Annotated in this window: 24 protein-coding genes; 8 read left to right on the forward strand and 16 right to left on the reverse strand. The window is 35.8% G+C overall.

The window, feature by feature from the left end; translation table 11 throughout:
• The first annotated feature begins 13 nt into the window (after positions 1-13).
• Both DFQ03_RS14895 and DFQ03_RS14900 read left to right on the forward strand, forming a co-directional pair.
• The gene (locus DFQ03_RS14895) at positions 14-337 is read left to right on the forward strand and encodes a T9SS type A sorting domain-containing protein (RefSeq protein ID WP_133674034.1); all 324 of its coding nucleotides are present in this window, start codon (positions 14-16) and stop codon (positions 335-337) included.
• Positions 338-411: 74 nt separating this feature from the next.
• Positions 412-1,389: a LuxE/PaaK family acyltransferase gene (locus DFQ03_RS14900; protein ID WP_133674035.1), complete on the forward strand. Its 978-nt coding sequence runs from the start codon at positions 412-414 to the stop codon at positions 1,387-1,389.
• Here DFQ03_RS14900 and DFQ03_RS14905 read toward each other — a convergent pair.
• From DFQ03_RS14905 to tyrS, 4 genes are all read right to left on the reverse strand, one after another.
• The gene (locus DFQ03_RS14905; RefSeq protein WP_133674037.1) at positions 1,386-1,835 is read right to left on the reverse strand and encodes a hypothetical protein; all 450 of its coding nucleotides are present in this window, start codon (positions 1,833-1,835) and stop codon (positions 1,386-1,388) included. The two genes, DFQ03_RS14900 and DFQ03_RS14905, sit on opposite strands and share 4 nt — an antisense overlap.
• Before the next feature lie 69 nt (positions 1,836-1,904).
• The gene (locus DFQ03_RS14910; protein ID WP_133674039.1) at positions 1,905-2,438 is read right to left on the reverse strand and encodes a hypothetical protein; all 534 of its coding nucleotides are present in this window, start codon (positions 2,436-2,438) and stop codon (positions 1,905-1,907) included.
• Positions 2,439-2,516: 78 nt separating this feature from the next.
• Complete coding sequence (locus DFQ03_RS14915; RefSeq protein WP_133674041.1) at positions 2,517-2,900, reverse strand: hypothetical protein; 384 nt, start codon at positions 2,898-2,900, stop codon at positions 2,517-2,519.
• A gap of 24 nt (positions 2,901-2,924) precedes the next feature.
• On the reverse strand, positions 2,925-4,217 hold the full coding sequence (tyrS, locus tag DFQ03_RS14920; protein ID WP_133674043.1) for a tyrosine--tRNA ligase: 1,293 nt from the start codon (positions 4,215-4,217) through the stop codon (positions 2,925-2,927).
• Between the two features lie 104 nt (positions 4,218-4,321).
• On the opposite strand from tyrS, the gene DFQ03_RS14925 reads away from it, so the two are divergent.
• The gene (locus tag DFQ03_RS14925; RefSeq protein ID WP_133674045.1) at positions 4,322-5,329 is read left to right on the forward strand and encodes an NAD-dependent epimerase/dehydratase family protein; all 1,008 of its coding nucleotides are present in this window, start codon (positions 4,322-4,324) and stop codon (positions 5,327-5,329) included.
• Here the strand turns inward: DFQ03_RS14925 and DFQ03_RS14930 are convergent.
• From DFQ03_RS14930 to DFQ03_RS14940, 3 genes are read right to left on the reverse strand one after another with little or no spacing between them, the layout of a single operon-like run.
• Positions 5,310-5,744: a DUF4296 domain-containing protein gene (locus DFQ03_RS14930; protein ID WP_133674046.1), complete on the reverse strand. Its 435-nt coding sequence runs from the start codon at positions 5,742-5,744 to the stop codon at positions 5,310-5,312. The genes DFQ03_RS14925 and DFQ03_RS14930 overlap by 20 nt on opposite strands.
• Complete coding sequence (locus DFQ03_RS14935; protein WP_133674048.1) at positions 5,741-7,078, reverse strand: dihydroorotase; 1,338 nt, start codon at positions 7,076-7,078, stop codon at positions 5,741-5,743. The genes DFQ03_RS14930 and DFQ03_RS14935 overlap by 4 nt, the downstream gene beginning before the upstream one ends.
• A gap of 2 nt (positions 7,079-7,080) precedes the next feature.
• Positions 7,081-7,809, reverse strand: coding sequence for a polyprenol monophosphomannose synthase (locus tag DFQ03_RS14940; RefSeq protein ID WP_133674050.1), 729 nt, complete (start codon positions 7,807-7,809; stop codon positions 7,081-7,083).
• Positions 7,810-7,944: 135 nt separating this feature from the next.
• Here DFQ03_RS14940 and DFQ03_RS14945 point away from each other — a divergent pair, with 135 nt between their 5' ends.
• The 3 genes from DFQ03_RS14945 to DFQ03_RS14955 are packed head-to-tail and all read left to right on the forward strand — an operon-like array spanning position 7,945 to position 11,023.
• Entirely contained in the window at positions 7,945-9,618 is a 1,674-nt protein-coding gene (locus DFQ03_RS14945; RefSeq protein ID WP_133674052.1) for an ArnT family glycosyltransferase, read from the forward strand.
• 53 nt (positions 9,619-9,671) lie between these two features.
• Positions 9,672-10,271 (forward strand): DUF4271 domain-containing protein, encoded by a 600-nt coding sequence (locus DFQ03_RS14950; RefSeq protein WP_243834525.1) that lies wholly within the window; start codon positions 9,672-9,674, stop codon positions 10,269-10,271.
• A gap of 8 nt (positions 10,272-10,279) precedes the next feature.
• Complete coding sequence (locus DFQ03_RS14955; protein ID WP_133674054.1) at positions 10,280-11,023, forward strand: uroporphyrinogen-III synthase; 744 nt, start codon at positions 10,280-10,282, stop codon at positions 11,021-11,023.
• Positions 11,024-11,078: 55 nt separating this feature from the next.
• Here DFQ03_RS14955 and pckA read toward each other — a convergent pair whose 3' ends face one another.
• The 4 genes from pckA to DFQ03_RS14975 all read right to left on the reverse strand — a co-directional run bounded on the left by pckA (position 11,079) and on the right by DFQ03_RS14975 (position 16,000).
• On the reverse strand, positions 11,079-12,695 hold the full coding sequence (gene pckA / locus DFQ03_RS14960) for a phosphoenolpyruvate carboxykinase (ATP) (protein WP_133674055.1): 1,617 nt from the start codon (positions 12,693-12,695) through the stop codon (positions 11,079-11,081).
• A gap of 256 nt (positions 12,696-12,951) precedes the next feature.
• Positions 12,952-14,079 (reverse strand): glycerate kinase, encoded by a 1,128-nt coding sequence (locus DFQ03_RS14965; RefSeq protein ID WP_133674056.1) that lies wholly within the window; start codon positions 14,077-14,079, stop codon positions 12,952-12,954.
• Positions 14,080-15,546, reverse strand: coding sequence for an SLC13 family permease (locus DFQ03_RS14970; protein WP_133674058.1), 1,467 nt, complete (start codon positions 15,544-15,546; stop codon positions 14,080-14,082).
• A gap of 61 nt (positions 15,547-15,607) precedes the next feature.
• Positions 15,608-16,000, reverse strand: coding sequence for a DUF423 domain-containing protein (locus DFQ03_RS14975; RefSeq protein WP_133674059.1), 393 nt, complete (start codon positions 15,998-16,000; stop codon positions 15,608-15,610).
• Positions 16,001-16,081: 81 nt separating this feature from the next.
• Between DFQ03_RS14975 and DFQ03_RS14980 the strand changes: the two genes are divergently transcribed.
• Together DFQ03_RS14980 and DFQ03_RS14985 are read left to right on the forward strand one after the other, a co-directional pair.
• Entirely contained in the window at positions 16,082-17,455 is a 1,374-nt protein-coding gene (locus tag DFQ03_RS14980; RefSeq protein WP_133674060.1) for a saccharopine dehydrogenase family protein, read from the forward strand.
• A gap of 151 nt (positions 17,456-17,606) precedes the next feature.
• Positions 17,607-18,077, forward strand: a complete 471-nt coding sequence (locus DFQ03_RS14985; RefSeq protein ID WP_133674061.1) for an Lrp/AsnC ligand binding domain-containing protein — start codon at positions 17,607-17,609, stop codon at positions 18,075-18,077.
• On the opposite strand, the gene DFQ03_RS14990 is transcribed toward DFQ03_RS14985, so the two are convergent.
• From DFQ03_RS14990 to DFQ03_RS15010, 5 genes are all read right to left on the reverse strand, one after another.
• A complete protein-coding gene (locus tag DFQ03_RS14990; RefSeq protein WP_133674062.1) occupies positions 18,074-18,574 on the reverse strand; it encodes a GNAT family N-acetyltransferase in 501 nt (166 codons plus the stop codon). The two genes, DFQ03_RS14985 and DFQ03_RS14990, sit on opposite strands and share 4 nt — an antisense overlap.
• Before the next feature lie 73 nt (positions 18,575-18,647).
• Entirely contained in the window at positions 18,648-19,343 is a 696-nt protein-coding gene (locus DFQ03_RS14995; RefSeq protein WP_133674063.1) for a zinc metallopeptidase, read from the reverse strand.
• A 135-nt stretch (positions 19,344-19,478) separates the two neighbouring features.
• Positions 19,479-20,579 (reverse strand): alanine dehydrogenase, encoded by a 1,101-nt coding sequence (gene ald, locus DFQ03_RS15000; protein ID WP_133674064.1) that lies wholly within the window; start codon positions 20,577-20,579, stop codon positions 19,479-19,481.
• Positions 20,580-20,720: 141 nt separating this feature from the next.
• Positions 20,721-20,975 carry a SemiSWEET family sugar transporter gene (locus DFQ03_RS15005; protein WP_133674065.1) on the reverse strand — a complete coding sequence of 85 codons (255 nt, stop codon included), beginning with the start codon at positions 20,973-20,975 and terminating at the stop codon, positions 20,721-20,723.
• An 87-nt stretch (positions 20,976-21,062) separates the two neighbouring features.
• Positions 21,063-24,404 (reverse strand): leucine--tRNA ligase, encoded by a 3,342-nt coding sequence (locus tag DFQ03_RS15010; RefSeq protein ID WP_133674066.1) that lies wholly within the window; start codon positions 24,402-24,404, stop codon positions 21,063-21,065.
• Positions 24,405-24,561 lie beyond the last annotated feature (157 nt).

Consider the following 24,561-nt stretch of genomic DNA (forward strand, 5'->3'; position numbering starts at 1 on the left):
AAATCAATAAAAAATGAAGAAAATCTACTTTATGCTATTTATGGTAGTCTCCGTTGGGGTATATGCCCAAGACACTATAAATATCAACAACCTACGTAACGATGAAATTGTCGGATTCAAATTATACCCTAACCCGGCAATTGCCGATGTTGTCTATGTAACAACACAGAAAAACAACTTAAAAGAAGTTAGAGTTTATGATGTATTCGGTGAACTAGTACTAACCGAAAAATTGTCTGCTAAAGCATTGAACATTTCTAGACTATCGCCCGGTGTTTACGTTGTTCAGGTAACTGAAAACGAAAAGTCGATTACCCGTAAGTTAGTGGTGAAATAAATACGCTACATATTCTCATCTCAAAACAATTAAAATAATTTGGTTCAGTACCTTTGCCAGAATTGGTAAGGAACATGGAGCATAACGCTATTTTTGATATACAAACAGAAGGGGATTTTCTAATCCAAGCACTGCGTATATTTAAATTTCAATACGACAACAACGTAGTCTACCACGATTTTTGCACTTATTTAAATGTGCAACCAGATGCTGTTCACACCTTAGAACAGATTCCTTTTTTACCTATAGAATTCTTTAAATCTAAAGATGTTCTTAGTACTACAGATACCCCAGAAATAACCTTTACCAGTAGCGGCACTACGGGCAGCGAAACCAGTAAGCACTATGTTACCGACCTCAGCCTTTACGAGCAGAGCTATTTGAAGGCTTTTAAACACTTTTACGGCGATATCGAGGACTATTGTGTAGTAGCGCTTTTACCTTCTTATTTAGAACGTACAGGTTCTTCATTAATATATATGGCAAATAATTTAATTAAGAAATCAAATCAACCAGAAAGCGGTTTCTTCTTAAATGAATACGAACAACTTCACCAATTGCTGCTACGGCTTCAAAAAACCGATACCAAAATTTTAATTATAGGTGTGTCTTTTGCATTGCTAGAGTTTACCGAGCAATATCAGATGTCTTTACAAAACACCATTATTATGGAAACTGGTGGTATGAAAGGGAGAAGAAAAGAAATTGTACGCCAAGAGTTACATGAGTTACTATCAAACGGATTTGGTGTACCTAAAATACATTCTGAATACGGAATGACAGAGCTACTTTCACAAGCCTATTCAAAAGGAAATGGTGTTTTCGATTGCCCTAACTGGATGAAGATTTTAGTGCGCGATACCGAAGACCCTCTTACTTATTTAAACACTGGTAAATCTGGCGGAATCAACGTAATCGATTTGGCAAATATAAATTCTTGTTCTTTTATCGCTACTCAAGATTTAGGTAAAATAAATCAAGATGGCACTTTTGAAATTATAGGAAGATTCGATAACTCTGATATTAGAGGATGTAATTTAATGGTGCTTTAGTTCTTGATAAGCAAATAATCTAAACCAGGACCATCGCATGCCATCCATAGGCTTGAAATCATAGTAGAACTTCTGTACATTAAAAGTTCTTTGTCATCGCCCGTACAATTACCTGCTAGTTCGTTTCCGGTTTCAAAAGTAAGTTCTAAGTAGTGATTTAGATTATTCTCGTATTCTACAACCTCAAAACTACCCGTAGCCTCAATAATCTCATCATCTATAGTTCTTGATTTTACAAAAGTACCTTCAGGTGAGAAAATGTAATATTCTTGCCATTCCATTTCTTCTCCTGTAGTTTCTGAATTTTGAAAACTACCAGACATTTGAGTTAGCTGCCATTTTTGTTCTGAGAAAACAAACTGCGTAGATTCCAACCCAAAGTCATCGTCATTAGCACAAGAGGCAAGAAAAACTAGAAACAGAAACAAAAGGGTATATCTTTTCATAGCACGAAGACTTTTAACTAGTTACAAGATACCCAACTTAGAAAATAGTTGCGTTAAGGCAATATTAAATTAAAGTCCTAATATTTTAGCATCTACAAAAAAGGTGGAATTTACTTCTAATTCGTGGTCGCTACTCATTAATTCATCGGTAACGGTATTTAATCGTAAACTGAATTCATCACTCTTTATATACTCTTTCAAATCTAAATCTGAGGTTTCTAAAGTAATAACAGTACCTGCATCTTCAGGAACTTCTTCTAAATAGGCAATTTTGATTTCTTCTAAACCATCGGCAGAGATGTATACTTCTATAGAATTTAAAAAGCTAAAATCAGCACCATCGGGCGATATAATGACCATCTCTAATTCGGTCAACTTAATCTCTTCAATTAAATCTTTTCTGGTATCGTTTACTTCAAAAGTAGATTCTGAGTTGGTTTCCATTTCTGGCGTAAAAACATCGAAAGGTAAATCAATACCTGCTGTAGAAGGTATGGTAGCACGTTGGCTATACTCCATATCAAACTTTGTCAACTCGTCTAGCTTATCACACGAAATAATTAATGCAAACAAACAAATGATAGTAATACTCTTCTTAAACATAACTTGGGGGTTTATGCTAACAAACGCTATTCACATAAAAATATTTAAAAATCGCTACTATATTTCACGCAATCTTTCCTATCGTTTAAAAATATAGGTTATCTCATCATCTGCAATATCAGGATTGTCTTCAAAGGTTAGTGTAAGTAACTCACCTTTAGTTTCGAAATAGTACACAGATCCATCAGAAAAATTGATTCGGTTGGCTTGACCACCATAAGTATGTTCCCCATTATTTCTAAAAAATGAGTATTCGCTTTCACTAGTAACGGTTACGCTATTTTTATTTGGATTAAAACTTACTTTAGTCAACGAAAAATCAATATCAGATGCGAATGCGCAATAACATATAACATCAGAAAGCGTCCATTCACCTTCTAATTCGGCATCTGCAATTAATGGATCATCATCATGACAAGAAATAAATAACAAGAACAATACCGCTACAAGTTTAAACTTCATAAAATACAGTCAAAAAAGATTTATCTAATTAAAAACCAATACAAAGTAGTTCTTCTTACCCCTCTGTAGTAATACAAACTTGTCATTGATCAAATCATCTGCAGTAATTAAAAAGTCTTCTTTTACTTTCTCTTTATTTACCGAAATTGAATTTTGTTTCAATTCTCTTCTTGCCTCACCATTAGAGCCCAAAAAGTCAGTTTTAGCTGCTAATGCCCCGATCATATCCAGACCGTCTGTTAATTCAGATTTTGAAAGTTCTGCTTGCGGTACACCATCAAAGATTTCTAAGAATGTTTTTTCATTCAATCCTTTTAAATCAGAAGCTGTAGACTTGCCAAAGAGTATTTGACTAGCTTTTACCGCATTATCCAAATCATCTTGCGAGTGTACCATTACCGTAATCTCGTCTGCCAATCTTTTTTGAAGTAATCTTAAGTGCGGCGCTTCCGTATGTTCTTTTATTAAATCTTCAATTTCTTGTTGCCCTAAGAACGTAAAAATTTTAATGTATTTATTGGCATCATCATCTGACGTGTTCAACCAATATTGGTAGAATTTATATGGCGATGTTCTTTCTGCATCTAACCAAACGTTACCACCTTCTGTTTTACCGAATTTAGTACCATCTGCCTTTGTTATTAACGGGCACGTAAGTGCATACCCTTTACCACCCGCTATTCTTCTAATTAATTCTGTACCCGTCGTAATATTACCCCACTGATCACTACCACCCATTTGAAGGCTACAATTATGTTCTCTGTACAAGTGCAGAAAATCGTATCCCTGAACCAATTGGTAGGTAAATTCAGTAAATGACATACCTTCTTTTGCTTCTGATGAAAGACGCTTTTTTACAGAGTCTTTAGACATCATATAATTTACCGTAATATGCTTACCTACGTCTCTAATAAATTCTAAGAAAGAGAAGTCTTTCATCCAGTCATAATTATTGACCAATACGGCAGCATTATCCTCATTTCCAGAAAAATCTAAAAAACGAGATAATTGCTCTTTTAAGGCATTCTGATTGTGACGAAGCGTTTTCTCGTCAAGTAGATTACGCTCTGCAGATTTACCAGAAGGATCACCGATCATACCAGTAGCACCGCCTATTAAAGCATAAGGTTTGTGCCCTGCCAATTGAAAATGGCGAAGCATCATTACCCCTACCAAGTGACCTATATGTAAAGAATCTGCTGTTGGATCTATACCTACATACGCAGACTGCATGCCTTCTAATAAATGCTCTTCTGTTCCTGGCATTGCATCGTGCAACATTCCGCGCCATTGTAACTCCTTGACAAAATTTGTCATCTCTTCCTGAATTTTAATTGAATTGCAAATATAAATGGAATTCTTGCCAGTACACAGTAGATTAAAGCATGAATTTATCCACCTGTATTCCCTAAATTTGAATTATGGTATTAGTTACAGGAGGCACAGGGTTGGTGGGGTCGCATTTGCTACTGAAATTAACAATGAACAATACAGAAGTTCGGGCTTTGTACAGAACTGAAGACAAGCTAGCTCAGGTAAAAAAAATCTTCTCTTACTATGCTGATGATGCTGCTTCTTTATTTGCTAAAATCGATTGGGTACAGGGAGATATTTTAGATATACCTTCTTTAGAAAATGCTTTTGAAAGTATTAATAATGTTTACCACTGTGCGGCATATATTTCTTTTAATCCATCAGATTTTAAAAAGCTTGAACGTATAAATAGAGAAGGTACTGCCAATATCGTAAATATCTGCATAGCAAAGGGTATTAAAAAATTGTGTCATGTAAGTACCATTGGTACTATCGGCAGAACGATTAGTAATAATCAAGCGGACGAAGAAACCGAATGGACTCGCCAAAATGCCAACCCATATGCCATTACAAAACACCTTGCCGAAATGGAAGTTTGGCGTGGCGCACAAGAAGAATTAGAAGTTGTAATCGTAAACCCGGGCGTTATACTTGGACCAGGGTTTTGGAATGCTGGTAGCGGTTCTTTTTTTAAAACAGCTGCTAAAGGATATCAATATTACCCACCTGGTGGATCAGGATTTATAACCATAAACGATGTTACCAATATTATGATCGCACTAATGAATTCTGGTATTTATAACGAGCGATTTATTCTGGTAGCCGAAAACTTGACATATCAAGAAATTTTGAAAAAAATTGCAATATCGATGGATAAAAAGCCTCCCTTTAAATCCTTAAAATTCTGGCAGTTAAATATCGGAAAGTTTGCAGATAAGCTTAGAAACCTAATGACCGGAAGCCCTAGAACGATAACAAAAAACACTATTTACGGACTAAAACACCCTACAACATTCAATAACGAGAAAATAAAGAACGCTCTAAATATGGAATTTGAGGGCTTAGACGAACAAGTAAAATTTTCTTCGAAGCTATTTATTTCTGAACACTCTTAGACGATACCGAGTCTTTCCCTTTAATATCAATGTTCTTTTTAGATTTCTCTACAAGACTTAAACTATCCCTAATTTTTTTCTCATCCTCTAATTTTAGACGTTGATCTTCAAGATCAGACTCCACCTTCTTGTACATATTCTCATATTGTAAAGGTTTTGACGCATAATACCTGTCACTATCTACAAATTGGGCACTATCAATTTCGTATTTCTTAAATATGAAAGATGTTGGCTCTACACCATTTTCGCGTAGCTTAGAAAGATTAGTTGCTTTTGCAGCATTGACGATAGCCATTTCTTTAATAACCGCCACCATCTTATCTTCTGGTATTAAATTATCTGGCTTTTCTACTAATTCTTCGGCACACGATGAAAGCATTAACAGTGCTACCACTAAAAATAATAAGTGCTTCATGGTCTATTGAATGTTAGCCTTTTTGCATTTCGCTTCTCAGAAAACTGTCCGTTACTATACCCTAAATGTCCGTTAATAAAGGTATGTACGATCTTAGATGAAAATGTGGTATCCTCAAAAGGAGACCATTTACATTTATAAGCAATATTCTCTTTAGTAACCGTCCAAGAACTATTTAAATCTGCAACTACTAAATCTGCATAATAGCCCTCACGTATATACCCACGCTTTTCTATCTGAAATAATATTGCCGGGTTATGGCACATTTTCTGCACCATTTTCTCTATTGTAATTTTCCCTTCTTTTACCTTCTCTAACATGGCATTTAAGGCATGTTGCACTAACGGTCCGCCAGAAGGTGATTTTGTATACACATTTTCTTTTTCCTCCAATAAATGTGGTGCATGATCTGTTGCGATAACATCTATTCGGTCATCTAACAATGCATCCCAAAGCATATCTCTATCGGTTGCTGTTTTTACCGCAGGATTCCATTTTATCAACGTCCCTTTTTCTGCATAATCTGCATCAGAAAACCAAAGGTGATGTATACAAACCTCAGCAGTAATTTTCTTTTGTTCTAACGGAATATCATTACGGAACAGATCGGTTTCTTTACCGGTCGATAAATGGAACACATGTAACCTTGCACCTGTTTTCTTTGCCAACGCAATTGCCCTTGATGAAGAAAGGTAACAAGCTTCTTCGCTTCTTATGATAGGATGCATTTCGACAGGAATATCATCACCATACTCTGCCTTATACTTCGCCATGTTTTTACGTATGGTCGTTTCATCTTCGCAATGTGCAGAGATGACCATTTCGGTATTACTGAAAATACTTTCAATTACCTTTTCATCATCAACCAACATATTGCCCGTAGAAGAACCTAAAAACAGTTTTATACCTGAGCAGGCATTTTTATCTAACTTCTTTAATTCTTCAAGATTATCATTGGTACCGCCGAACAAAAAAGAATAATTGGCAAAGGCAGAATTCGCTGCAGTTGCAAATTTTTCTTCTAACTTCTCAATTGTGGTCGTTTGCGGCGTTGTATTAGGTTGCTCCATAAAAGTGGTAATACCACCAGCAAGTGCCGCCCTACTTTCGGTTGCTATAGTACCTTTATGGGTAAGACCTGGCTCTCTAAAATGAACTTGATCATCAATAACCCCGGGTACTATATATTTCCCAGAAACATCAATAACCTCAGCATCTGCATCAGATATGTCTTTTCCTATTTTTGTAATAAGTTCATCAACAATTAGAATATCATTTTCTTCTGCTACTCCCTCATTAACTATTATTCCGTTTTTCAATAAAATTTTACCCATAACTAAAACTTATTTTTCAAAAATAGACTTCTCATTTTCATTACAAACACACCCCAAATAGCTTCGCTTATAATTGAGGAACTCATTTTTGATTTCCCTAATACCCGATCTCTAAAAATAATAGAAACCTCTTCTATTTTAAAGTGCTTTAAGTGCGCCCGAAACTTCATTTCTATTTGAAATGCATAGCCTACAAAACGAACCGAATCTAAATCTATAGCTTCTAATACTTTTCTTTTATAACAAACAAAACCAGCGGTAGGGTCATCTACCCGCATACCGGTAATCAGCTTCACATATATCGAAGCCCCGTATGACAACAACACTCTGTGCAGTGGCCAATTTACTACGTTTACTCCTTTTTTATATCGAGAGCCTACTGCCAAATCAGCTCCGTTCTCACAAGCTTTCAAGAGTCTCAATAAATCTGAAGGGGTATGCGAAAAATCGGCATCCATTTCAAATATATAGTCGTAACGCTTGGCAATTGCCCATTTAAAACCGTGAATGTATGCGGTACCTAAACCTGATTTCTCTAATCTAGTCTCTAAAAATAATCTTCCTTTAAACTCTTCTTGAAGGCCGCGCACGCAATCTCCTGTTTTGTCTGGTGAATTGTCATCTACTATGAGTACATGAAATTCTTTCTGCAAATTGAATACCGCCCGAATTATAGCCTCTACATTCTCAATTTCGTTATACGTAGGTATGATTACGATACTACTGGACATATATTATTTATAGGTGTTTCGACAAAAGTAAGGTTTTAAAAGTCTTCTTAAAATGGCTAACAATACCTTTATGAAATTTTTAAACTAGGTAGCTAACCTTAAATTTGTAATTTTGCCATTTAGTAATCGATGCAAATGTTGACTAAAATTCCAAAGCAGTTTTACTTTTTTTTAGCTGCAATATTCATTCTAAACCTTGTACAATCTAGTTTTACGCAACTCATTTTTGATGAAGCTTATTACTGGTATTATAGTCAGAACATGGCTTGGGGTTACTTTGACCACCCGCCGATGGTGGCGCTGTTGGTGAAAATCAGCAGCTTCTTTTTTAATGGTGAACTTGGTGTACGTTTCATGAGCTGCGTGCTATCTGCCATCAATATCATTCTTCTTTGGATGATGATAGACAACCCAAAAAAGAACGATTACATTAAACATTTCTTTGTTCTGGTTTTTTCGATGACGCTGTTAAATGCCTATGGCTTTTTTACATTACCAGATACACCGCTATTATTTTTTACGAGCTGCTTTTTATTGACATACAAGTACTTTATTAAAAAACCAACTGCAGGTTTAGCTATAGTAATAGGTATATTTATGGCCGCTTTAATGTACAGTAAGTACCATGCCGTACTGGTCATATTCTTTGTACTACTCTCAAACCTTAAGCTTACCACTAACAAATTTGCCTGGCTTGCCGTAGCAATTGCTTTGTTTTGCTATGCCCCGCATTTTTATTGGCTATACGAAAACGACTTTGTATCTATAAAATATCATTTATATGAACGGCCTAACGGTGCATATAGTTTTGAAAAATACACACTAGGCTTTATTGTAAATTTGGTTGCCATATTCGGTTTAACCTTTCCGTTTATTTATAAGGCGCTGTTTAAAACTAAAGGAAACGACTTGTTCAACAAGGCTCTAATATACCTTACCTACGGCGTGCTTATTTTCTTTTTTGTTTCTAGTTTTAATAGAAGGGTACAAACACAATGGATTATCATTGTTTGTATTCCTCTGGTGATTATCGCCTTCAACTATATGCTACAAAACAAACAGGCCTTAAACTGGATTTTTAGATTAGGACTCATCAATACTATTTTAATTATTTATTTAAGAATGGGGCTTGCCTACCAACCGCTACTTTTTAATTTCTATTACGAAACTCATGGCAATAAAGAGTGGGCAAAGGCAATTGAAAAGGAAGTTGGCGATATACCAGTGGTATTTGAAAACTCGTATAGAAATGCACCTATGTATTCTTTCTACACCGATGCAACACCAACCTTTTCATTGAACAACTTCATGTATCGAAAAAATCAGTATTCTATAAACGACTCTGAAGAACAAGTACGTGGTAAAGATGTCGCATACGTTTCTAAATATTTAAACAACCCTACGTTCACTTATACAAGAGAAGACGATGGTTTGTACAAAGGCAAGTACATAGCGAACTTTCAATCGTTTCGAAAACTAGATTGTATTGTTGCAGACATTCCGGTTGCTCTGAACTCCGAAGAAGACGTTGACCTTAAAATCTACAATCCGTATCAAGAGGATATAGACCTTAAAAAGTTGAAATTTGCAATAACGTATATGGATCACTACAAAAGTCCCGTAGAAACGCTGCAAATGACACCAGAGTCTACACAAACCGGAAACACCTTATTAAAGGAACAAGACACAACTCATTTTATATTTCAACTGCCTAAAACAAAAAAGGAAAACATTGGTTACTTTAGAGTAGTTATTTCTGAGAACGATTTATTATACGGTCTAAACGGCAAAGCAATTCCTATTAAATAATGGAACCTATTGCAAGAACTTTTGAGCAAACTGATTGGATCACCATAACACTTATGGTTAGTCTGTTGTTTCCGTTAATTGCAAAAAGTATCTATTACACCCGTTTTATAAACTTCATTATTCTTCCTTTCAATAACAAGTACATTACGATGTATACAAAGAAAGAAAAACTGTTTAATTGGTTTCATTTTCAAATGAGCGTGTTTCAAATCATAAATACGACCTTATTTATTTTTTTTATTTGGCGCTCCTATTTCAACCCTACCGAAGCAAAAAACCCTTATATTTTTCCTTTACTTCTTGCAGGTGTTTTCTTATTTATAACTGCGAAAACAATGGTGCAGCTATTTAATGGCTTCATATTTAATTCGTACAACACCTTTAATGAGTTGATTTTTAAGAAACTAACGTATTTAAATTATGCTGGCATTGTTCTTTTCATTGCTAATATATTTTTAGCCTATGTTTTTATTGACTCACAAATCGTAATTATTATCGCCCTTATTCTGTTTTTTATTATTAATATAATTGGTTGGGTAACAGTCCTCAGGAATTATCAAAAATTCATAAGCTCCTATTTTTTCTATTTTATTTTGTACCTTTGCGCACTCGAAATTGCACCCTTAGTTATTATGGGAAGCTTTCTAAAATAGTGCAGCATATGAAAGTAAAAACGATTTTGGTCTCTCAACCTGAGCCGAAAATGGAAAACTCCCCCTATTCCAAGCTTATTGACAAAGAGAAAGTAAAGGTTGATTTTAGACCATTCATTCATGTAGAAGGAGTTGACGCAAAAACAGTGCGACAACAAAAGATAGATTTGAATGATTTTACCGCGATTGTATTAACAAGCAGAAACGCAGTAGACCACTTCTTTAGAATCGCAGACGAAATGCGGTTCAAAGTGCCAGATTCTATGAAATATTTCTGCCAATCTGAAGCGGTAGCCTATTACCTGCAAAAATACGTCGTCTACAGAAAACGTAAAATTTACGTTGGAAAAAGATTATTTACAGATTTAGTACCATTGATCAAGAAATATAAGGATGAAAAATTCTTGCTTCCTTCTTCAGATGTACTTAAACAAGATGTACCTGACACCTTAGATTCATTAAGTATTAATTGGAAAAGAGCTATTTTTTACAAAACTGTAATTAGCGACCTTTCTGATTTACGAAATGTTTATTATGACATTTTGGTATTTTTTAGTCCGTCTGGTATAGAATCCTTATTACAGAATTTTCCAGATTTCGATCAAAAGGAAACTAGAATAGCTGTTTTCGGTAACTCTACAGTAGATGCGGCAACCGATGCCGGCTTACGAATAGATATCAAAGCACCAACACCTGAAACACCGTCTATGACGATGGCATTACAGAAATACATAATGAGCGTAAATAAATAATACACTCAAATAATTTTATAAAAAAAGCCTTGCAATGCAAGGCTTTTTTATTGTCTTAAAATGCGTACCGTTGTGGTCCGCCTCTTCTTATTTCTTCACTGGCATACCCTTCAAACTTTTTAAAGTTTTCTCTAAAGGCATTTGTCAATTTAAATGCTGTGGTGTAATATTTCTCATCATCGTTCCAAGTTGCTCTCGGACTCAATACCGACGTTGGCACACCAGGGCACTCTCTAGGTTGCGCTACACCAAATACAGAATGAATATGGTACTTATCATAAGAATACAAGCCAAGATCACCGTTTAATGCGGCAGATATCATTGCTCTTGTATATTTTAATTTCATTCTAGTTCCGATTCCGTAAGGTCCGCCTGTCCAGCCCGTATTCACCAACCATACATCTACACCAGATTCTTTCATTTTTTTACTTAACATTTCAGCATACTTTGTTGGGTGCAATGGCATAAATGGCGCACCGAAACATGCCGAAAATGATGGTACCGGCTCTACAACACCTGCTTCTGTACCAGCAACTTTTGCAGTATAACCAGATATAAAGTGATAAGCAGCCTGACTAGGCGTAAGCTTTGATATTGGAGGCAGTACACCAAATGCATCTGCAGTTAAAAAGAATATATTCTTTACATTCTTACCAATAGATGGTTGTTGAATGTTATCTATATGATGAATGGGGTAACTAACTCTTGTATTTTGTGTAATTGAAGTATCGGCAAAATCTACATTGCCATTACCATCTAATACTACATTTTCTAATATAGCACCTGGCTTAATAGCACCATAAATTTCTGGCTCTTGCTCTTCTGATAGATTGATCACCTTAGCATAGCAACCGCCTTCAAAGTTAAATACGGTATTTCTACTCGTCCAACCGTGTTCATCGTCACCTATTAGCTTTCTATTAGGATCTGTTGACAATGTTGTTTTTCCTGTTCCTGATAATCCGAAAAAGATAGCCGTATCACCATCTTCACCAACATTAGAAGAACAGTGCATTGGTAATGTTTCTTTATAAACCGGTAGTATAAAGTTTAAGGCCGAGAAAATACCTTTTTTGATTTCACCCGTATATCCAGTTCCACCAATAAGTGCAATTTTGTCTGTAAAATTTAAGATTGCAAAATTATGTTGTCTTGTTCCGTCAACTTCCGCATCGGCCATAAAGCCCGGTGCGTTGATTACCGTCCACTCAGGAGTAAAATCTTCCAATTCTGCATCCGTAGGGCGCAAAAACATATTATAAGCGAACATATTCGACCAAGGATATTCATTTATTACCCTAATGTTCAGTTTATAATCTTCATCTGCACATGCATAACTATCTCTAACAAAAAGTTCTTTTTCGTTTAAATAGGAAATTACCTTAGTATATAATGCATCAAATTTTTCCTTTTCAAATGGAATATTAATGTCGCCCCACCAGACTTTGTCTTTTGTGATATCATCTTTTACAATAAATCTATCTTTTGGGGATCTACCTGTAAATTCACCAGTATTGACCGCAAGTGTTCCATTGCTAGTCTCAACTCCCATATCCATTTCTAGAGTGGCTTTTTGAAGTTGTTCTGGTGTTTCCTGATAATGAAAATTGGCGTGTGTAATCCCGTAGTTTTTCAGGGATATGGTATTCGCATTTGTCATTGAGCTTTTCATGCTTTAGAAAATTTGTTCATGTAAAACTAAAAAAATAAAAGCTGAACCACAGATTTTCAGAGCTCAATTACAGCTATTTACGGTCGAAATACGAATTCTATTATATATGAACGATATATAAAAATATTCTCAGTCAAACCAATCATTTTTTTAAACTATTATAAGTAAATAACTATTTTGAATACGTCATTATTGATTTTGAATGTAAATATTAAGAAATAAATAAAAAAAGAGGTCTTTTTTTGACACGTAATTTTTACTTTTTAGCAAAATATTCAGCCGTTTTTGTAGTTAAAAGCACAGCTGCATGCTTCATATTGTACTCAAAATCCTTACGCTCATCTTGAATTTCAAAAACGTCAAAAACACCTATTTCTTTTAGCTTTTCTTTTGAGATTTCAAGAACTCCGCATATGGCAATTACAGGAATACCATATTCCTTACCCAAGCCTATAACCCCTTGTAATAATTTACTATTCAAATTTTGCTCGTCAATTTTACCTTCACCTGTAATAATATAATCGAATTTCTCTTTATGTAATATCTCACTTAAACCGGATAGCTCTAAAATAAAGTCCATGGCACCTAAGAACTCTGCGTTTAAAAAAGTTTTCAATCCGAAAGCAGCACCTCCTGCCGCCCCAGCACCGGGCACCCTATTATAACGTACATTATACTTTTCTGAAACAACCTTGTTCAATCGTATTAAACCCTTATTCAACTCTGTAACAACATCATCGGAAGCTCCTTTGTATTTTGCATATACATAAGCTGCTCCATTTTTACCGAATAACGGATTGACTACATCATTAACCGTATAAAACTTCACCTGCTTTAATTTTTCAATTACACGTGAATCATCAATTGACCTAATTAATTGCAAGCTTGAGCCAACTGGAGGCAGCATTACTCCGTTTTCATTTAAAAAATCATACCCTAAAGCATTCGCTATACCAATACCACCATCATTGGTTGCACTTGCGCCAAGGCCAATGTAAATATGCTTCACTCCTTTTTCAACAGCATCCTTTATTTCAATTCCCGTGCCATAAGTAGTGGTCAACATAGGGTTACGATTATCATAAGGCAACAATTCAAGACCCGAAGCATTGGCGAGCTCTATATAAGCCGAATTATCTTCTTTGTTGTATAAATAATATGACCTTATGGGTTCCCTTAACGGATTTTCACTAATTACTTCAACCGAAATACAAGGTTTATAATTAGCAATAACTCTTAAAAAACCTTCTCCACCATCTGTTGCTTTAATATAACGGGATGTAAAAGGCGCCCCAGTTTTCTTCATACCGTCAATAAAGGCATTAGCAAATGATTCACTTGTTAAAGAACCATCAAATTTATCTGGTATAAGTAATAGCTTCATTTATTTGAATTTAGCGGGGAAACTATTTATTGAAATATCCCATAACTCTGGGAGTATAAAATATACGAAAAACGTTAATATAATTATAGAGATTATATTCATAAAGAACCCTTTGCTCACCATATCGGGTATTCTCAAGTAACCAGACCCAAAAACTACGGCATTAGGTGGTGTGGCTACCGGTAACATAAAAGCACACGATGCCGCGACCGCTGCGCCCACCATTAGCACAAATGGGTGTACATCTATTGTCAACGCCATAGGGGCTAAAACGGGCAGCAACATCGCGGTGGTCGCTAAGTTAGATGTTATTTCAGTCAGAAAGTTTACCGCAGCTATCAACACTAAAATCAGAATTATTATTGGCAACCCCGATAGCGATGTCATTTGACTACCGATCCATACTGCCAATCTGCTAACTTCAAATCCTTTTGCCAATGCCATACCACCACCGAACAAAAGAATTATACCCCACGGCATTTTTACGGCTTCTTCCCAATTAATGAGTTGCTCTCCTTTTTTCTTTGAAGGAATCAAGAATAATACAATTGCAAAAAATATAGCAATGATAGTATCATCTAAACCGGGTAAAATCTTTTGTAACAGAAATGAACGCGTGATCCAACAGAATGCAGTCAATGCAAATACAAATGCCACTACTTTCTCTTCGTATGATATTTTACCAAGATTAGATAGTAGGCGTTGAATTTCTTGCTTTCCCCCCGGAAAAGACTTTTGCTTAAAACTAAAGGCATATTTAGTCAAATATTTCCAACATATAAAAATTAGAATAATAGAAATAGGCAGGCCAAAAGCAAACCATTGCATAAAAGTGATTTCATAACCATAGGTATCTAATACTACACCCGCCAATACTAAATTTGGAGGTGTACCGATCAAAGTGGCCAAACCACCAATAGAAGCACTATAGGCTATTGCCAACATAAGTGCCTTACCAAAAGTCTTATTTTCGTCTTCTATAGTATCAGGATTATCTTGTAATTGCTTTATTATCGCCAAACCTATAGGCAGCATCATTACCGAGGTTGCGGTATTTGATATCCACATCGATAGAAAAGCGGTTGCCATCATAAAACCCAGAATAATCTTTCTAACATCCGACCCTATGAGGTTGATAATATTCAAGGCTATTCTTCTATGTAAGTTCCATTTTTCTATAGCAATGGCTATTATAAAACCGCCCATGTAGAGAAATACATACTTGTGACCGAAAGAACCTGAAGTCGATGATAAATCTAGCCCGCCAGAGAGCGGAAATAATACTAATGGCAACAAAGCTGTTACCGCAATTGGTATCGCCTCGGTAATCCACCAAATAGCAATCCAAATTGTAGATGCCAATACTGCATTTGCTTGCTCTGAAAGTCCGTCGGGACGAAAAAACAATAGAATGAGTACAAATGAAAGAGGACCCAAGACCAGTCCTAATAATTTTGTTTTAGTCATGAAAATGCCATTGATACGTTGAAAATACGCTATTTATAGACTCAAACGACGTATTTCACCGCTATTTTATAAGTTTTGATTTCATTATTCCATAGCCAGTCATTGCCCAAGCCACTATTAAAAACAAACCACCGATAGGGGTTACAATACCTATTAATTTAAAATCGAATGCAACCAAAGAATTTAACGCCAACAGATAAATAGAAAATGAAAATAGCACCACACCAATGATAGTACATACGTAAATACTTTTCTTAGACTTCAAATATTCACTTGGCAATAACCCAACTGCAAACAGAAAAAAAGCATGGCACATTTGGTATCTAACTCCCGTTTCAAAGGTTGCTACAGCTTGTATATCTACTAATTCTTTTAATCCATGTGCACCAAATGCACCTAGTACAACCGCTAGCATTCCAAATAAGCACGCTGTACTTAAAATTGTTTTTTTCATAACTTTTTATATAACTTTCTTTATAAATGTAACAATTTGATACCTTAGTAAATCGTTACCAATCAAAAATACTGAAATCGTATGATGCGAAAAATTCTTGTTATAGGCGCAGGCAAATCAACCTCTTATTTGTTAGATTATCTTTTAGGTAAATCGGAAACCGAAAATTTAGAAATCACCATTGGTGATATCAACCCAGCCGCAATTTCCTCCTCGATTGCAAATCATAAAAATTGTAGCGTTATAGAACTCGATATTTTTGAGGAAAATGCGAGGCATAAGGCTATTGAAAACTCAGACATCGTTATCTCTATGCTTCCTGCTCGTTTTCACATTAAAGTTGCAGAAGACTGTGTTCGCCATAAAAAGCATTTAGTAACAGCATCGTACGTTAGTCCAGAATTACTTGCTCTTGATAAAGAAGTGAAGGAAGCGGGACTGGTATTTATGAATGAAATAGGACTAGATCCTGGTGTTGACCACATGAGCGCCATGCAAGTGATCGATCGAATTCGCGATAAAGGTGGTAAAATAATATTATTTGAATCTTTCTGTGGAGGACTCGTTGCACCTGAACACGATAACAATCTTTGGAACTATAAATTTACTTGGAACCCAAGAAATGTGGTGCTCGCTGGGCAAGGTGGTACCGCTAAATTTATACAAGAAGGCACCTATAAATATATACCTTACCACCGTTTATTTAGACGTACCGAATTTTTTGAAATTGAAGGTTATGGTCGTTTTGAAGGATACGCCAATCGTGATTCTTTAAACTACCGAGAAGCCTATAAATTACAAGATGCCTTAACCATATACAGAGGCACCATGCGTCGTGTAGGATTTTCGAAAGCCTGGAATATGTTTATTCAATTAGGGGCTACCGACGATACATTTACTATTGAAAACTCTGAAAAAATGAGTTATCGTGAATTCATCAATCTATTTCTTCCTTACTCCCCAACAGATTCTGTAGAATTGAAACTTAGACATTACCTGAAATTAGATCAAGATGATATCCGTTGGGATAAATTATTAGAATTGAACATTTTTGACAATACTAAGAAAATAGGCATACCAAATGCCACACCCGCTCAAGCACTTCAAAAAATTCTTGAAGACAGCTGGACACTTAAAGCCGAAGAGAAAGATATGATTGTTATGTACCATAAATTCGGTTACGAATTAAATGGCGAAAAGAAACAAATAGACTCTAAACTAGTGGTTACGGGCGAAAATCAAACGTTTACGGCAATGGCAAAAACAGTAGGATTACCCGTTGCTATGGCTGCACTTAAAATCTTGAACGGAAAAATAACTATTCCCGGAGTGCAAATTCCTATTACCAAAGAAGTGTATGAACCTATACTAAAGGAACTTGAAGATTACGGAGTCAATTTCAAGGAATACGATATACCTTATTTAGGTTATAACCCAAATTCTGTAGTCAACTAAGCATTTTAACTAACAAATTGAAACCAAATAAGTACATTTATGTTTTAATTCCTTATTGAGGATTTGATTACCCAAGGCTTGCCTTGGAATAATAGATATATTCATAAGCACACCTCCAACCCTTAGAATGAGGTTATTGATTTAACAAAACATGAAAAACGCAACTTCATTGGCAAAAATTGACGGAATAGATAAAAAGATATTACGTTTTTTAATGGAAGACGCCCGTAAACCGGTACTTGAAATTGCAAGAAGTATTGGAATATCTGGTGCAGCTATTCACCAACGACTTCGTAAACTAGAAGCATCGGGACTTTTATCTGGTTCTAAGTTCATTGTTAATCCGAAATCATTAGGCTATACCACTATGGCTTATATTGGTATTTACTTAGATAAAGCTATGAGCAACCCAATGGCGGTAAAACAATTGGAAAAAATACCTGAAGTATTAGAATGTCACTACACCACAGGAAACTGGTCTATTCTAATAAAAGTACTTTGTAGAGACAACGAACATTTAATGCAGGTGCTTAACAAAGAAATACAAGCTATAGAAGGTGTTTCAAGAACAGAAACCTTCATTTCTTTGGCGCAACAAATCGACCGACAAATATCTATTTAGGTAGAAAGTAAGAGTAATTCCTCTGCATCTTCACTTAGTTTAATAGTATCTATTTTTCTGAACCCCAATTTCCCCAATAGTGCAAGTGACTTTTCATTTGTCTTCATACATATAGCCAAAATGCGGTTTTGCTTTAACTCTATTCTACCAAATTGCATAGTAGCACTTGCAGCTTCAAATGCATAACCATAACCTTCATATTTTGGTAATAGAGCAAAACCTAAATCAATAGCATCCAAATAATCTCTTTTTAAAAGACCACAAAGCCCTATAGGAGTGCCATCTTTTAAAGCAACCACCATAAGTCCAAATCCGTTTTTAGTAAACCCATCAATTAATGAATTTCGAATATACTTTTTTGCATGATCAAGATCAGCAATATTCTTATCCCCGATAAATTTTAACCAGCTATCAGTATTCAGCAATTCATAAATAAATTGTGCATCTTTCAGGTTTGCAGATTTTAAATACAATCTTTCGGTTTGTAATTGTTTCATTTGCTTTTAATTGAAAACAAAAAAACCTGCCTTTTTGAGGCAGGTTTAAAATTATTAATGATTGAATTCAAAATTAATCTCTACCTCCAAAAACTTGAAGTCCCCAGTATACTAAAGTTGCCAATGAACCAATTGCAGCAACCAAATAGGTACGCGCAGCCCATTTTAATGCATCTTCAGAACCTTTATATTCTTCTGGTGTAACTATATTTTTATTTTTTAACCATGCCAATGCTCTATTACTAGCATCATATTCAACCGGTAAGGTTACAAAACTGAACAAAGTTGCCATACCCATCATTACCAGACCGGCAACGGCTACCCAATACCCGAAACCTACACCGGCTGCAGCACCTAAAGCCAAACCACCAAATACTACCCACATCGACATGCTAGATGTTACACTGACTATGGGTACCAATTTAGATCGCATACCTAACCACTCATAGGCCTGTGCATGTTGTACGGCGTGTCCACATTCGTGAGCCGCTACCGCAGCTGCTGACGCATTTCTTTGATTATAAACACCTTCACTCAAGTTTACTGTTTTATTAGCAGGATTGTAATGATCTGTAAGCATACCAGGTGTAGAAACAACCTTTACATCTCTAATACCATGATCTGCCAACATTTTTTCTGCAATCTCTGCACCACTCATTCCATTTTGTAAATGAACTTTGGAATAGAACTTGAACTTACTCTTTAACTTACTACTCACTAACCAGCTGACCAAAGCAATTGCTCCAATCAGTATATAATATCCCATCATAACGTTTCAAATTTTAAATCGATTAAATATACTAAAGATTCCTACTTTTTTAAGAATCTATTTATTTAAAAGCAAAAACCCCGCCAAATTCCTTTCGGAAATGGCGAGGCCTATTTTACTGACAAAATGTACTAACTAAGCAACTATTTCTTCCCAACCAAAGGCTTCAATAATTTCTTGATATACTACATTCCCTTCTACGATATTTAATCCTTTCTTTAAAGACGCATCTTTTTCACAAGCAGCTTCCCAACCTAAATTGGCTAATTTTAATGCATATGGCAAGGTTACATTGGTCAATGCCATTGTTGATGTATAAGGCACTGCACCTGGCATATTTGCAACGGAGTAATGGACTACATCATCTATAATATAAATTGGATCTTCATGCGTGGTAGGCCTGGTTGTTTCTACACATCCACCTTGATCTACAGCTACATCTACGATTACCGTACCAGGTCTCATTTCTTTCAACATATCTCTAGTTATCAAATTCGGTGCTTTTGCTCCTTTTAGCAGAACTCCACCAATGATTAGATCGTGCGTTTTTATAAGTCTTCTGATATTAAATTCGTTTGAAAATTCGGTAACTACATGTGGTGGCATTACATCGTTTGCATAACGTAGACGTTTCATGTTCACATCTAATATCGTTACGTGAGCACCTAAACCTGCTGCCATTTTAGCAGCTTGAATACCCACTACACCGGCACCTAATACCAAAACTTTACCTGGCGCAACACCTGGCACCCCGCCTAATAATACACCACGACCTTTTACCGGCTTCTCTAAATATTTAGCACCTTGTTGTATCGCCATTCTACCAGCTACTTCAGACATTGGCGTTAAAAGTGGCAATGTACCTTCTTCATCTTCTACGGTTTCATAAGCGATACAGATTGCTTTCTGTTTAATCATTGCCTTCGTTAAGGCTTCGCTTGATGCAAAGTGAAAATAGGTGAATAATATTTGACCTTCTTGAATTAGATTATATTCTTCTTCAATAGGCTCTTTTACTTTTACGATCATTTCGCACATGGCGTATACCTGACCAATAGTATCTAGTATTACAGCACCTGCCTGTTGATAATCTTGATTGAAAAAACCACTGCCTTCTCCAGCATCTGACTGGACATACACTTTGTGGTTGTTCTTTACCAATTCGAAAACTCCGGCTGGCGTCATACCTACCCTGCTTTCATTGTTCTTAATTTCTTTTGGAATACCAACAATCATGATTTATCATTTTATGTTACACTGCAAAATTGAAGCTAATTATGCAGATAACAAACAATAATTCGATAAAACGTAGGGGTTGATTGGTAAAAATATGATTTTATAAGTATTTACCCCTATAAATTTTAGGGGTCTAATTGATTATTTATGTTTAATTTTTAAAATCACCATTATTAATAATAATATTGCCGTTGTTAAATTTGCTATGATAATAGGTAGACTACCTAGTGAAGAACCATATACCAGCCACATTAAAACCCCTAACAGCAAAACACTGTACATGGTCAAAGAAATATCTTTGGTCGATTTATCTTTCCAAGTCTTATACACTTGTGGCACAAATGAACCTGTAGTGAAGGTTGCTGCGACTAAACCTAAGATTTCAATACCATCCATATTTTTTATTTTATAACCACAAAAGTAAATCTATGAAACAAAAAGAGGCGATGGAAATCGCCTCTTACTTTAAACATATTTTCTTATTTATCCTACGATATTGACAATCTTACCAGGCACAACAATTACCTTTTTAGGTGTTCTACCTGCTAGTTGCTGTTGGGTTTTTTCATTTGCCATTACCGCTGCTTCTATTTCATCTTTAGATAAATCTAAAGAAAGCTCTAAGGTGAACTTCATTTTACCATTGAAAGATATCGGGTATTCTTTACTACTTTCTACCAAATACTTTTCTTCAAACTTCGGGAAAGTCGCAGTTGCTATAGATTCAGCATGACCCAACTTACTCCAAAGTTCTTCTGCAATATGTGGGGCATAAGGTGACACCAAAATTGCCAACGGCTCTAATACTTGTCTGCTCACACATTTCTGCGATGAAAGCTCATTTATACAAATCATGAAAGTAGATACCGAAGTATTGAAACTGAAATTCTCAATATCCTCCTCTACCTTTTTAATGGTTTTATGCAAGGTCTTCCAAGAGTCTTTAGAAGGCTCATCTTCAGTTACCAAAAATGATACGTTCTCCCCTGTATGAAACTGTCTCCATAATTTCTTTAAGAAAGAATGTGTTCCTGTTATACCCGCCGTGTTCCATGGTTTTGATTGCTCTAACGGACCTAAGAACATTTCATACAAACGCAAACTATCTGCACCGTATTCCTCACAAATAGCATCAGGGTTTACGACATTGTATTTAGATTTGGACATTTTCTCGACTTCGCGACCTACTTTGAAAGAACCATCCTCTTCCGTTATGAACTCTGCATCGGAAAATTCATCTCTCCACTTTTTGAAACCTTCAATATCAAGTTCATCGGAAGCATTTATTAATGAAACGTCTGCATGTAATGGCGAAAAGTTTTTCCAACTAGCTTCAACAATATTTCTACCGCCAGGTTTAGAGGATAAAGATTCAATCAATTGTTTTAAGTTTTTAGAATAATCGTCTAAGAAACCCTTTTCATTAATAGCTTTCTGAATAATATCTTGAGAAATAAAAATTGGTTTTTTAATATAATTCTGATTCCACCTATAAACAAACGCACTAGTCCCCGTAATCATTCCTTGATTGATCAACTTCTTCGCAAACTCATCTTTAGGCACCAAACCTTTATCGAACATGAACTTTTGCCAGAATCGTGAATACAACAAGTGACCTGTTGCGTGCTCACTACCACCTATATATAAATCTACATCTTGCCAGTAATTAATCGCTTTTTGTGAGAATATTTCTTCGCTATTATGCGGATCCATGTATCTATTAAAATACTGAGAACTACCAGCCCAACCTGGCATGGTATTCAACTCAAGAGGCCACACGGTGGCATTATTTATCTCATTGTTATCTACAACTTTATTTGCAACGGTATCCCATGCCCAAACCTCAGCATTACCCAAAGGTGGTTCACCGGTTTCAGTAGGTAAATATTTTTCAACCTCTGGCAACTCAATTGGTAAATGTTCTGGAGAAATCATCTGCGGCATTCCGTCTACATAATACACCGGGAATGGTTCTCCCCAATATCTTTGACGACTGAAAACAGCATCACGCAATCTATAGTTTATTTTTCCTTCACCATGTCCTATTTTCTCCAACTCATAGATTGCTAATTTCATAGCTTTCTTATACGGAAGACCATTTAAGAAATCAGAATTTGCAATGACAGTCTTATCCTTGTCAGCAAAAGCTTCTTCAGAAATATCAACGCCTTCAAATATGTTAGGAATATCGATATTGAAGTGTTTCGCAAAATCATAATCGCGCTGATCTCCGCATGGAACGGACATTACAGCACCTGTACCGTAACCTGCCAATACATAATCACCAATCCAGATAGGAATAGGTTCTTTTGTAAATGGATGTTCTGCATATGCACCCGTAAAAGCACCTGAAATAGTCTTCACATCTGCCATACGATCACGCTCAGAACGTTTTGCAGTTGCTTCTATATACGCTTCTACTTCAGCTTTTTGTTCGGCAGTGGTTATTTTAGAAACCAACTCATGCTCTGGCGCCAAAGTCATAAATGACACTCCGAAAATGGTGTCAGGGCGAGTTGTGAAAACCTCAATCCCCCTAGCCCCCGAAGGGGGAATATTTTGTTGTTCCAAATGAGCCTTTATCTCTTCTAAAACACCATCAATATTTCCAATTACTTTTTCATTTTTAAATCTTACGACTTTATAACCTAAACCATTTAAAACTTTAGTTCTTTTTAAATCAGCTTCCTTTTGAGTTTCATGAATTTCCCCATCTACCTCAATTACCAATTTTTTAGATAAACAAACGAAGTCTACTATGAAATCATCTATTAAATGTTGTTGCCTAAACTTATAATCTAGTTTCTTAGATTTTATAGACTCCCAAAGAACTGATTCAGCAGCAGTAGGATTAGCCCTCATTTCTTTTGCTCTATCAAGCAACAAATGAGAATTATTACCTCCTGTCATATATCCAGGTGCAGTCCCTTCCCCTTTGGGGAAGGTTAGGATGGGGAACGTGACTGAAGCTCCTTGACTTCTCCCTATCCAATTGGTCTGCGAATCTTTTAAAGGTTGTGGCCAATCTATCTTATCCAATCCATCTAACAAACGCTGTGCGTATGCAGAAATACGCATACTCCACTGGGTCATTTTTTTACGAACAACCGGGTGACCACCACGTTCTGACACTCCGTTTACGATTTCGTCATTCGCCAATACCGTACCTAGTGCCGGGCACCAGTTTACCTCGGTATCCGCCAAATATGTTAATCGATATTGTAATAGTATTTCTTGTTTTTTAACATCAGAAAAAGAATTCCATTCATCCGCAGAAAATGATACTATATCATCATCACATACGGCATTTACATTGGCGTTTCCATCCGAAGAAAATTTAGAAATCAAGGTTTCTATATCTTCCGCCTTATCGGTTTCTTTATTGTACCAAGAATTGAAAATTTGAATGAATATCCACTGTGTCCACTTGTAATAATCGGGACTAGATGTTCTAACCTCTCTACTCCAATCGAAAGAAAAGCCTAATTGATCTAGTTGTCTTCTATAGGTTTTAATATTTGCCGCTGTAGTAACAGCCGGGTGCTGACCTGTTTGAATAGCATATTGTTCTGCAGGTAAACCAAAAGAATCGTACCCTTGCGGATGCAATACATTAAACCCTTTATGCCTTTTATAACGCGCATAAATATCACTTGCAATATAGCCCAACGGATGCCCAACATGTAGCCCCGCACCAGACGGATAAGGAAACATATCTAACACATAGAATTTTTCTTTATCAGAATCGTTCTCTGCTTTAAATGTTTGGTTTTCTGCCCAGTATTTTTGCCATTTGGCTTCAATTTCGTTGAAATTGTATTGCATGATCTTTACTTCTTTTCTGTAAGTCGCAAAAATAGGTTGAATCAATGAGAGTTAAAAAGATATTGGTAATTAACAGTTTTACTTCACCAAACTAAAAGAATATTGCCTATTTCTAAATTTGGTATCTTAGAATCGTGAAATTATCGTGTCCCAAAAA

Origin of the sequence: Maribacter caenipelagi (assembly GCF_004364175.1) — a bacterium.
Classification (GTDB): domain Bacteria; phylum Bacteroidota; class Bacteroidia; order Flavobacteriales; family Flavobacteriaceae; genus Maribacter; species Maribacter caenipelagi.

Coding starts and splice junctions, on each gene's coding strand:
- DFQ03_RS14895 (WP_133674034.1), top strand. CDS start 14: ATGAAGAAAATCTACTTTATGCTATTTATGGTAGTCTCCGTTGGGGTA.
- DFQ03_RS14900 (WP_133674035.1), top strand. CDS start 412: ATGGAGCATAACGCTATTTTTGATATACAAACAGAAGGGGATTTTCTA.
- DFQ03_RS14905 (WP_133674037.1), bottom strand. CDS start 1,835: ATGAAAAGATATACCCTTTTGTTTCTGTTTCTAGTTTTTCTTGCCTCT.
- DFQ03_RS14910 (WP_133674039.1), bottom strand. CDS start 2,438: ATGTTTAAGAAGAGTATTACTATCATTTGTTTGTTTGCATTAATTATT.
- DFQ03_RS14915 (WP_133674041.1), bottom strand. CDS start 2,900: ATGAAGTTTAAACTTGTAGCGGTATTGTTCTTGTTATTTATTTCTTGT.
- tyrS (WP_133674043.1), bottom strand. CDS start 4,217: ATGACAAATTTTGTCAAGGAGTTACAATGGCGCGGAATGTTGCACGAT.
- DFQ03_RS14925 (WP_133674045.1), top strand. CDS start 4,322: ATGGTATTAGTTACAGGAGGCACAGGGTTGGTGGGGTCGCATTTGCTA.
- DFQ03_RS14930 (WP_133674046.1), bottom strand. CDS start 5,744: ATGAAGCACTTATTATTTTTAGTGGTAGCACTGTTAATGCTTTCATCG.
- DFQ03_RS14935 (WP_133674048.1), bottom strand. CDS start 7,078: ATGGGTAAAATTTTATTGAAAAACGGAATAATAGTTAATGAGGGAGTA.
- DFQ03_RS14940 (WP_133674050.1), bottom strand. CDS start 7,809: ATGTCCAGTAGTATCGTAATCATACCTACGTATAACGAAATTGAGAAT.
- DFQ03_RS14945 (WP_133674052.1), top strand. CDS start 7,945: ATGTTGACTAAAATTCCAAAGCAGTTTTACTTTTTTTTAGCTGCAATA.
- DFQ03_RS14950 (WP_243834525.1), top strand. CDS start 9,672: ATGGTTAGTCTGTTGTTTCCGTTAATTGCAAAAAGTATCTATTACACC.
- DFQ03_RS14955 (WP_133674054.1), top strand. CDS start 10,280: ATGAAAGTAAAAACGATTTTGGTCTCTCAACCTGAGCCGAAAATGGAA.
- pckA (WP_133674055.1), bottom strand. CDS start 12,695: ATGAAAAGCTCAATGACAAATGCGAATACCATATCCCTGAAAAACTAC.
- DFQ03_RS14965 (WP_133674056.1), bottom strand. CDS start 14,079: ATGAAGCTATTACTTATACCAGATAAATTTGATGGTTCTTTAACAAGT.
- DFQ03_RS14970 (WP_133674058.1), bottom strand. CDS start 15,546: ATGACTAAAACAAAATTATTAGGACTGGTCTTGGGTCCTCTTTCATTT.
- DFQ03_RS14975 (WP_133674059.1), bottom strand. CDS start 16,000: ATGAAAAAAACAATTTTAAGTACAGCGTGCTTATTTGGAATGCTAGCG.
- DFQ03_RS14980 (WP_133674060.1), top strand. CDS start 16,082: ATGATGCGAAAAATTCTTGTTATAGGCGCAGGCAAATCAACCTCTTAT.
- DFQ03_RS14985 (WP_133674061.1), top strand. CDS start 17,607: ATGAAAAACGCAACTTCATTGGCAAAAATTGACGGAATAGATAAAAAG.
- DFQ03_RS14990 (WP_133674062.1), bottom strand. CDS start 18,574: ATGAAACAATTACAAACCGAAAGATTGTATTTAAAATCTGCAAACCTG.
- DFQ03_RS14995 (WP_133674063.1), bottom strand. CDS start 19,343: ATGATGGGATATTATATACTGATTGGAGCAATTGCTTTGGTCAGCTGG.
- ald (WP_133674064.1), bottom strand. CDS start 20,579: ATGATTGTTGGTATTCCAAAAGAAATTAAGAACAATGAAAGCAGGGTA.
- DFQ03_RS15005 (WP_133674065.1), bottom strand. CDS start 20,975: ATGGATGGTATTGAAATCTTAGGTTTAGTCGCAGCAACCTTCACTACA.
- DFQ03_RS15010 (WP_133674066.1), bottom strand. CDS start 24,404: ATGCAATACAATTTCAACGAAATTGAAGCCAAATGGCAAAAATACTGG.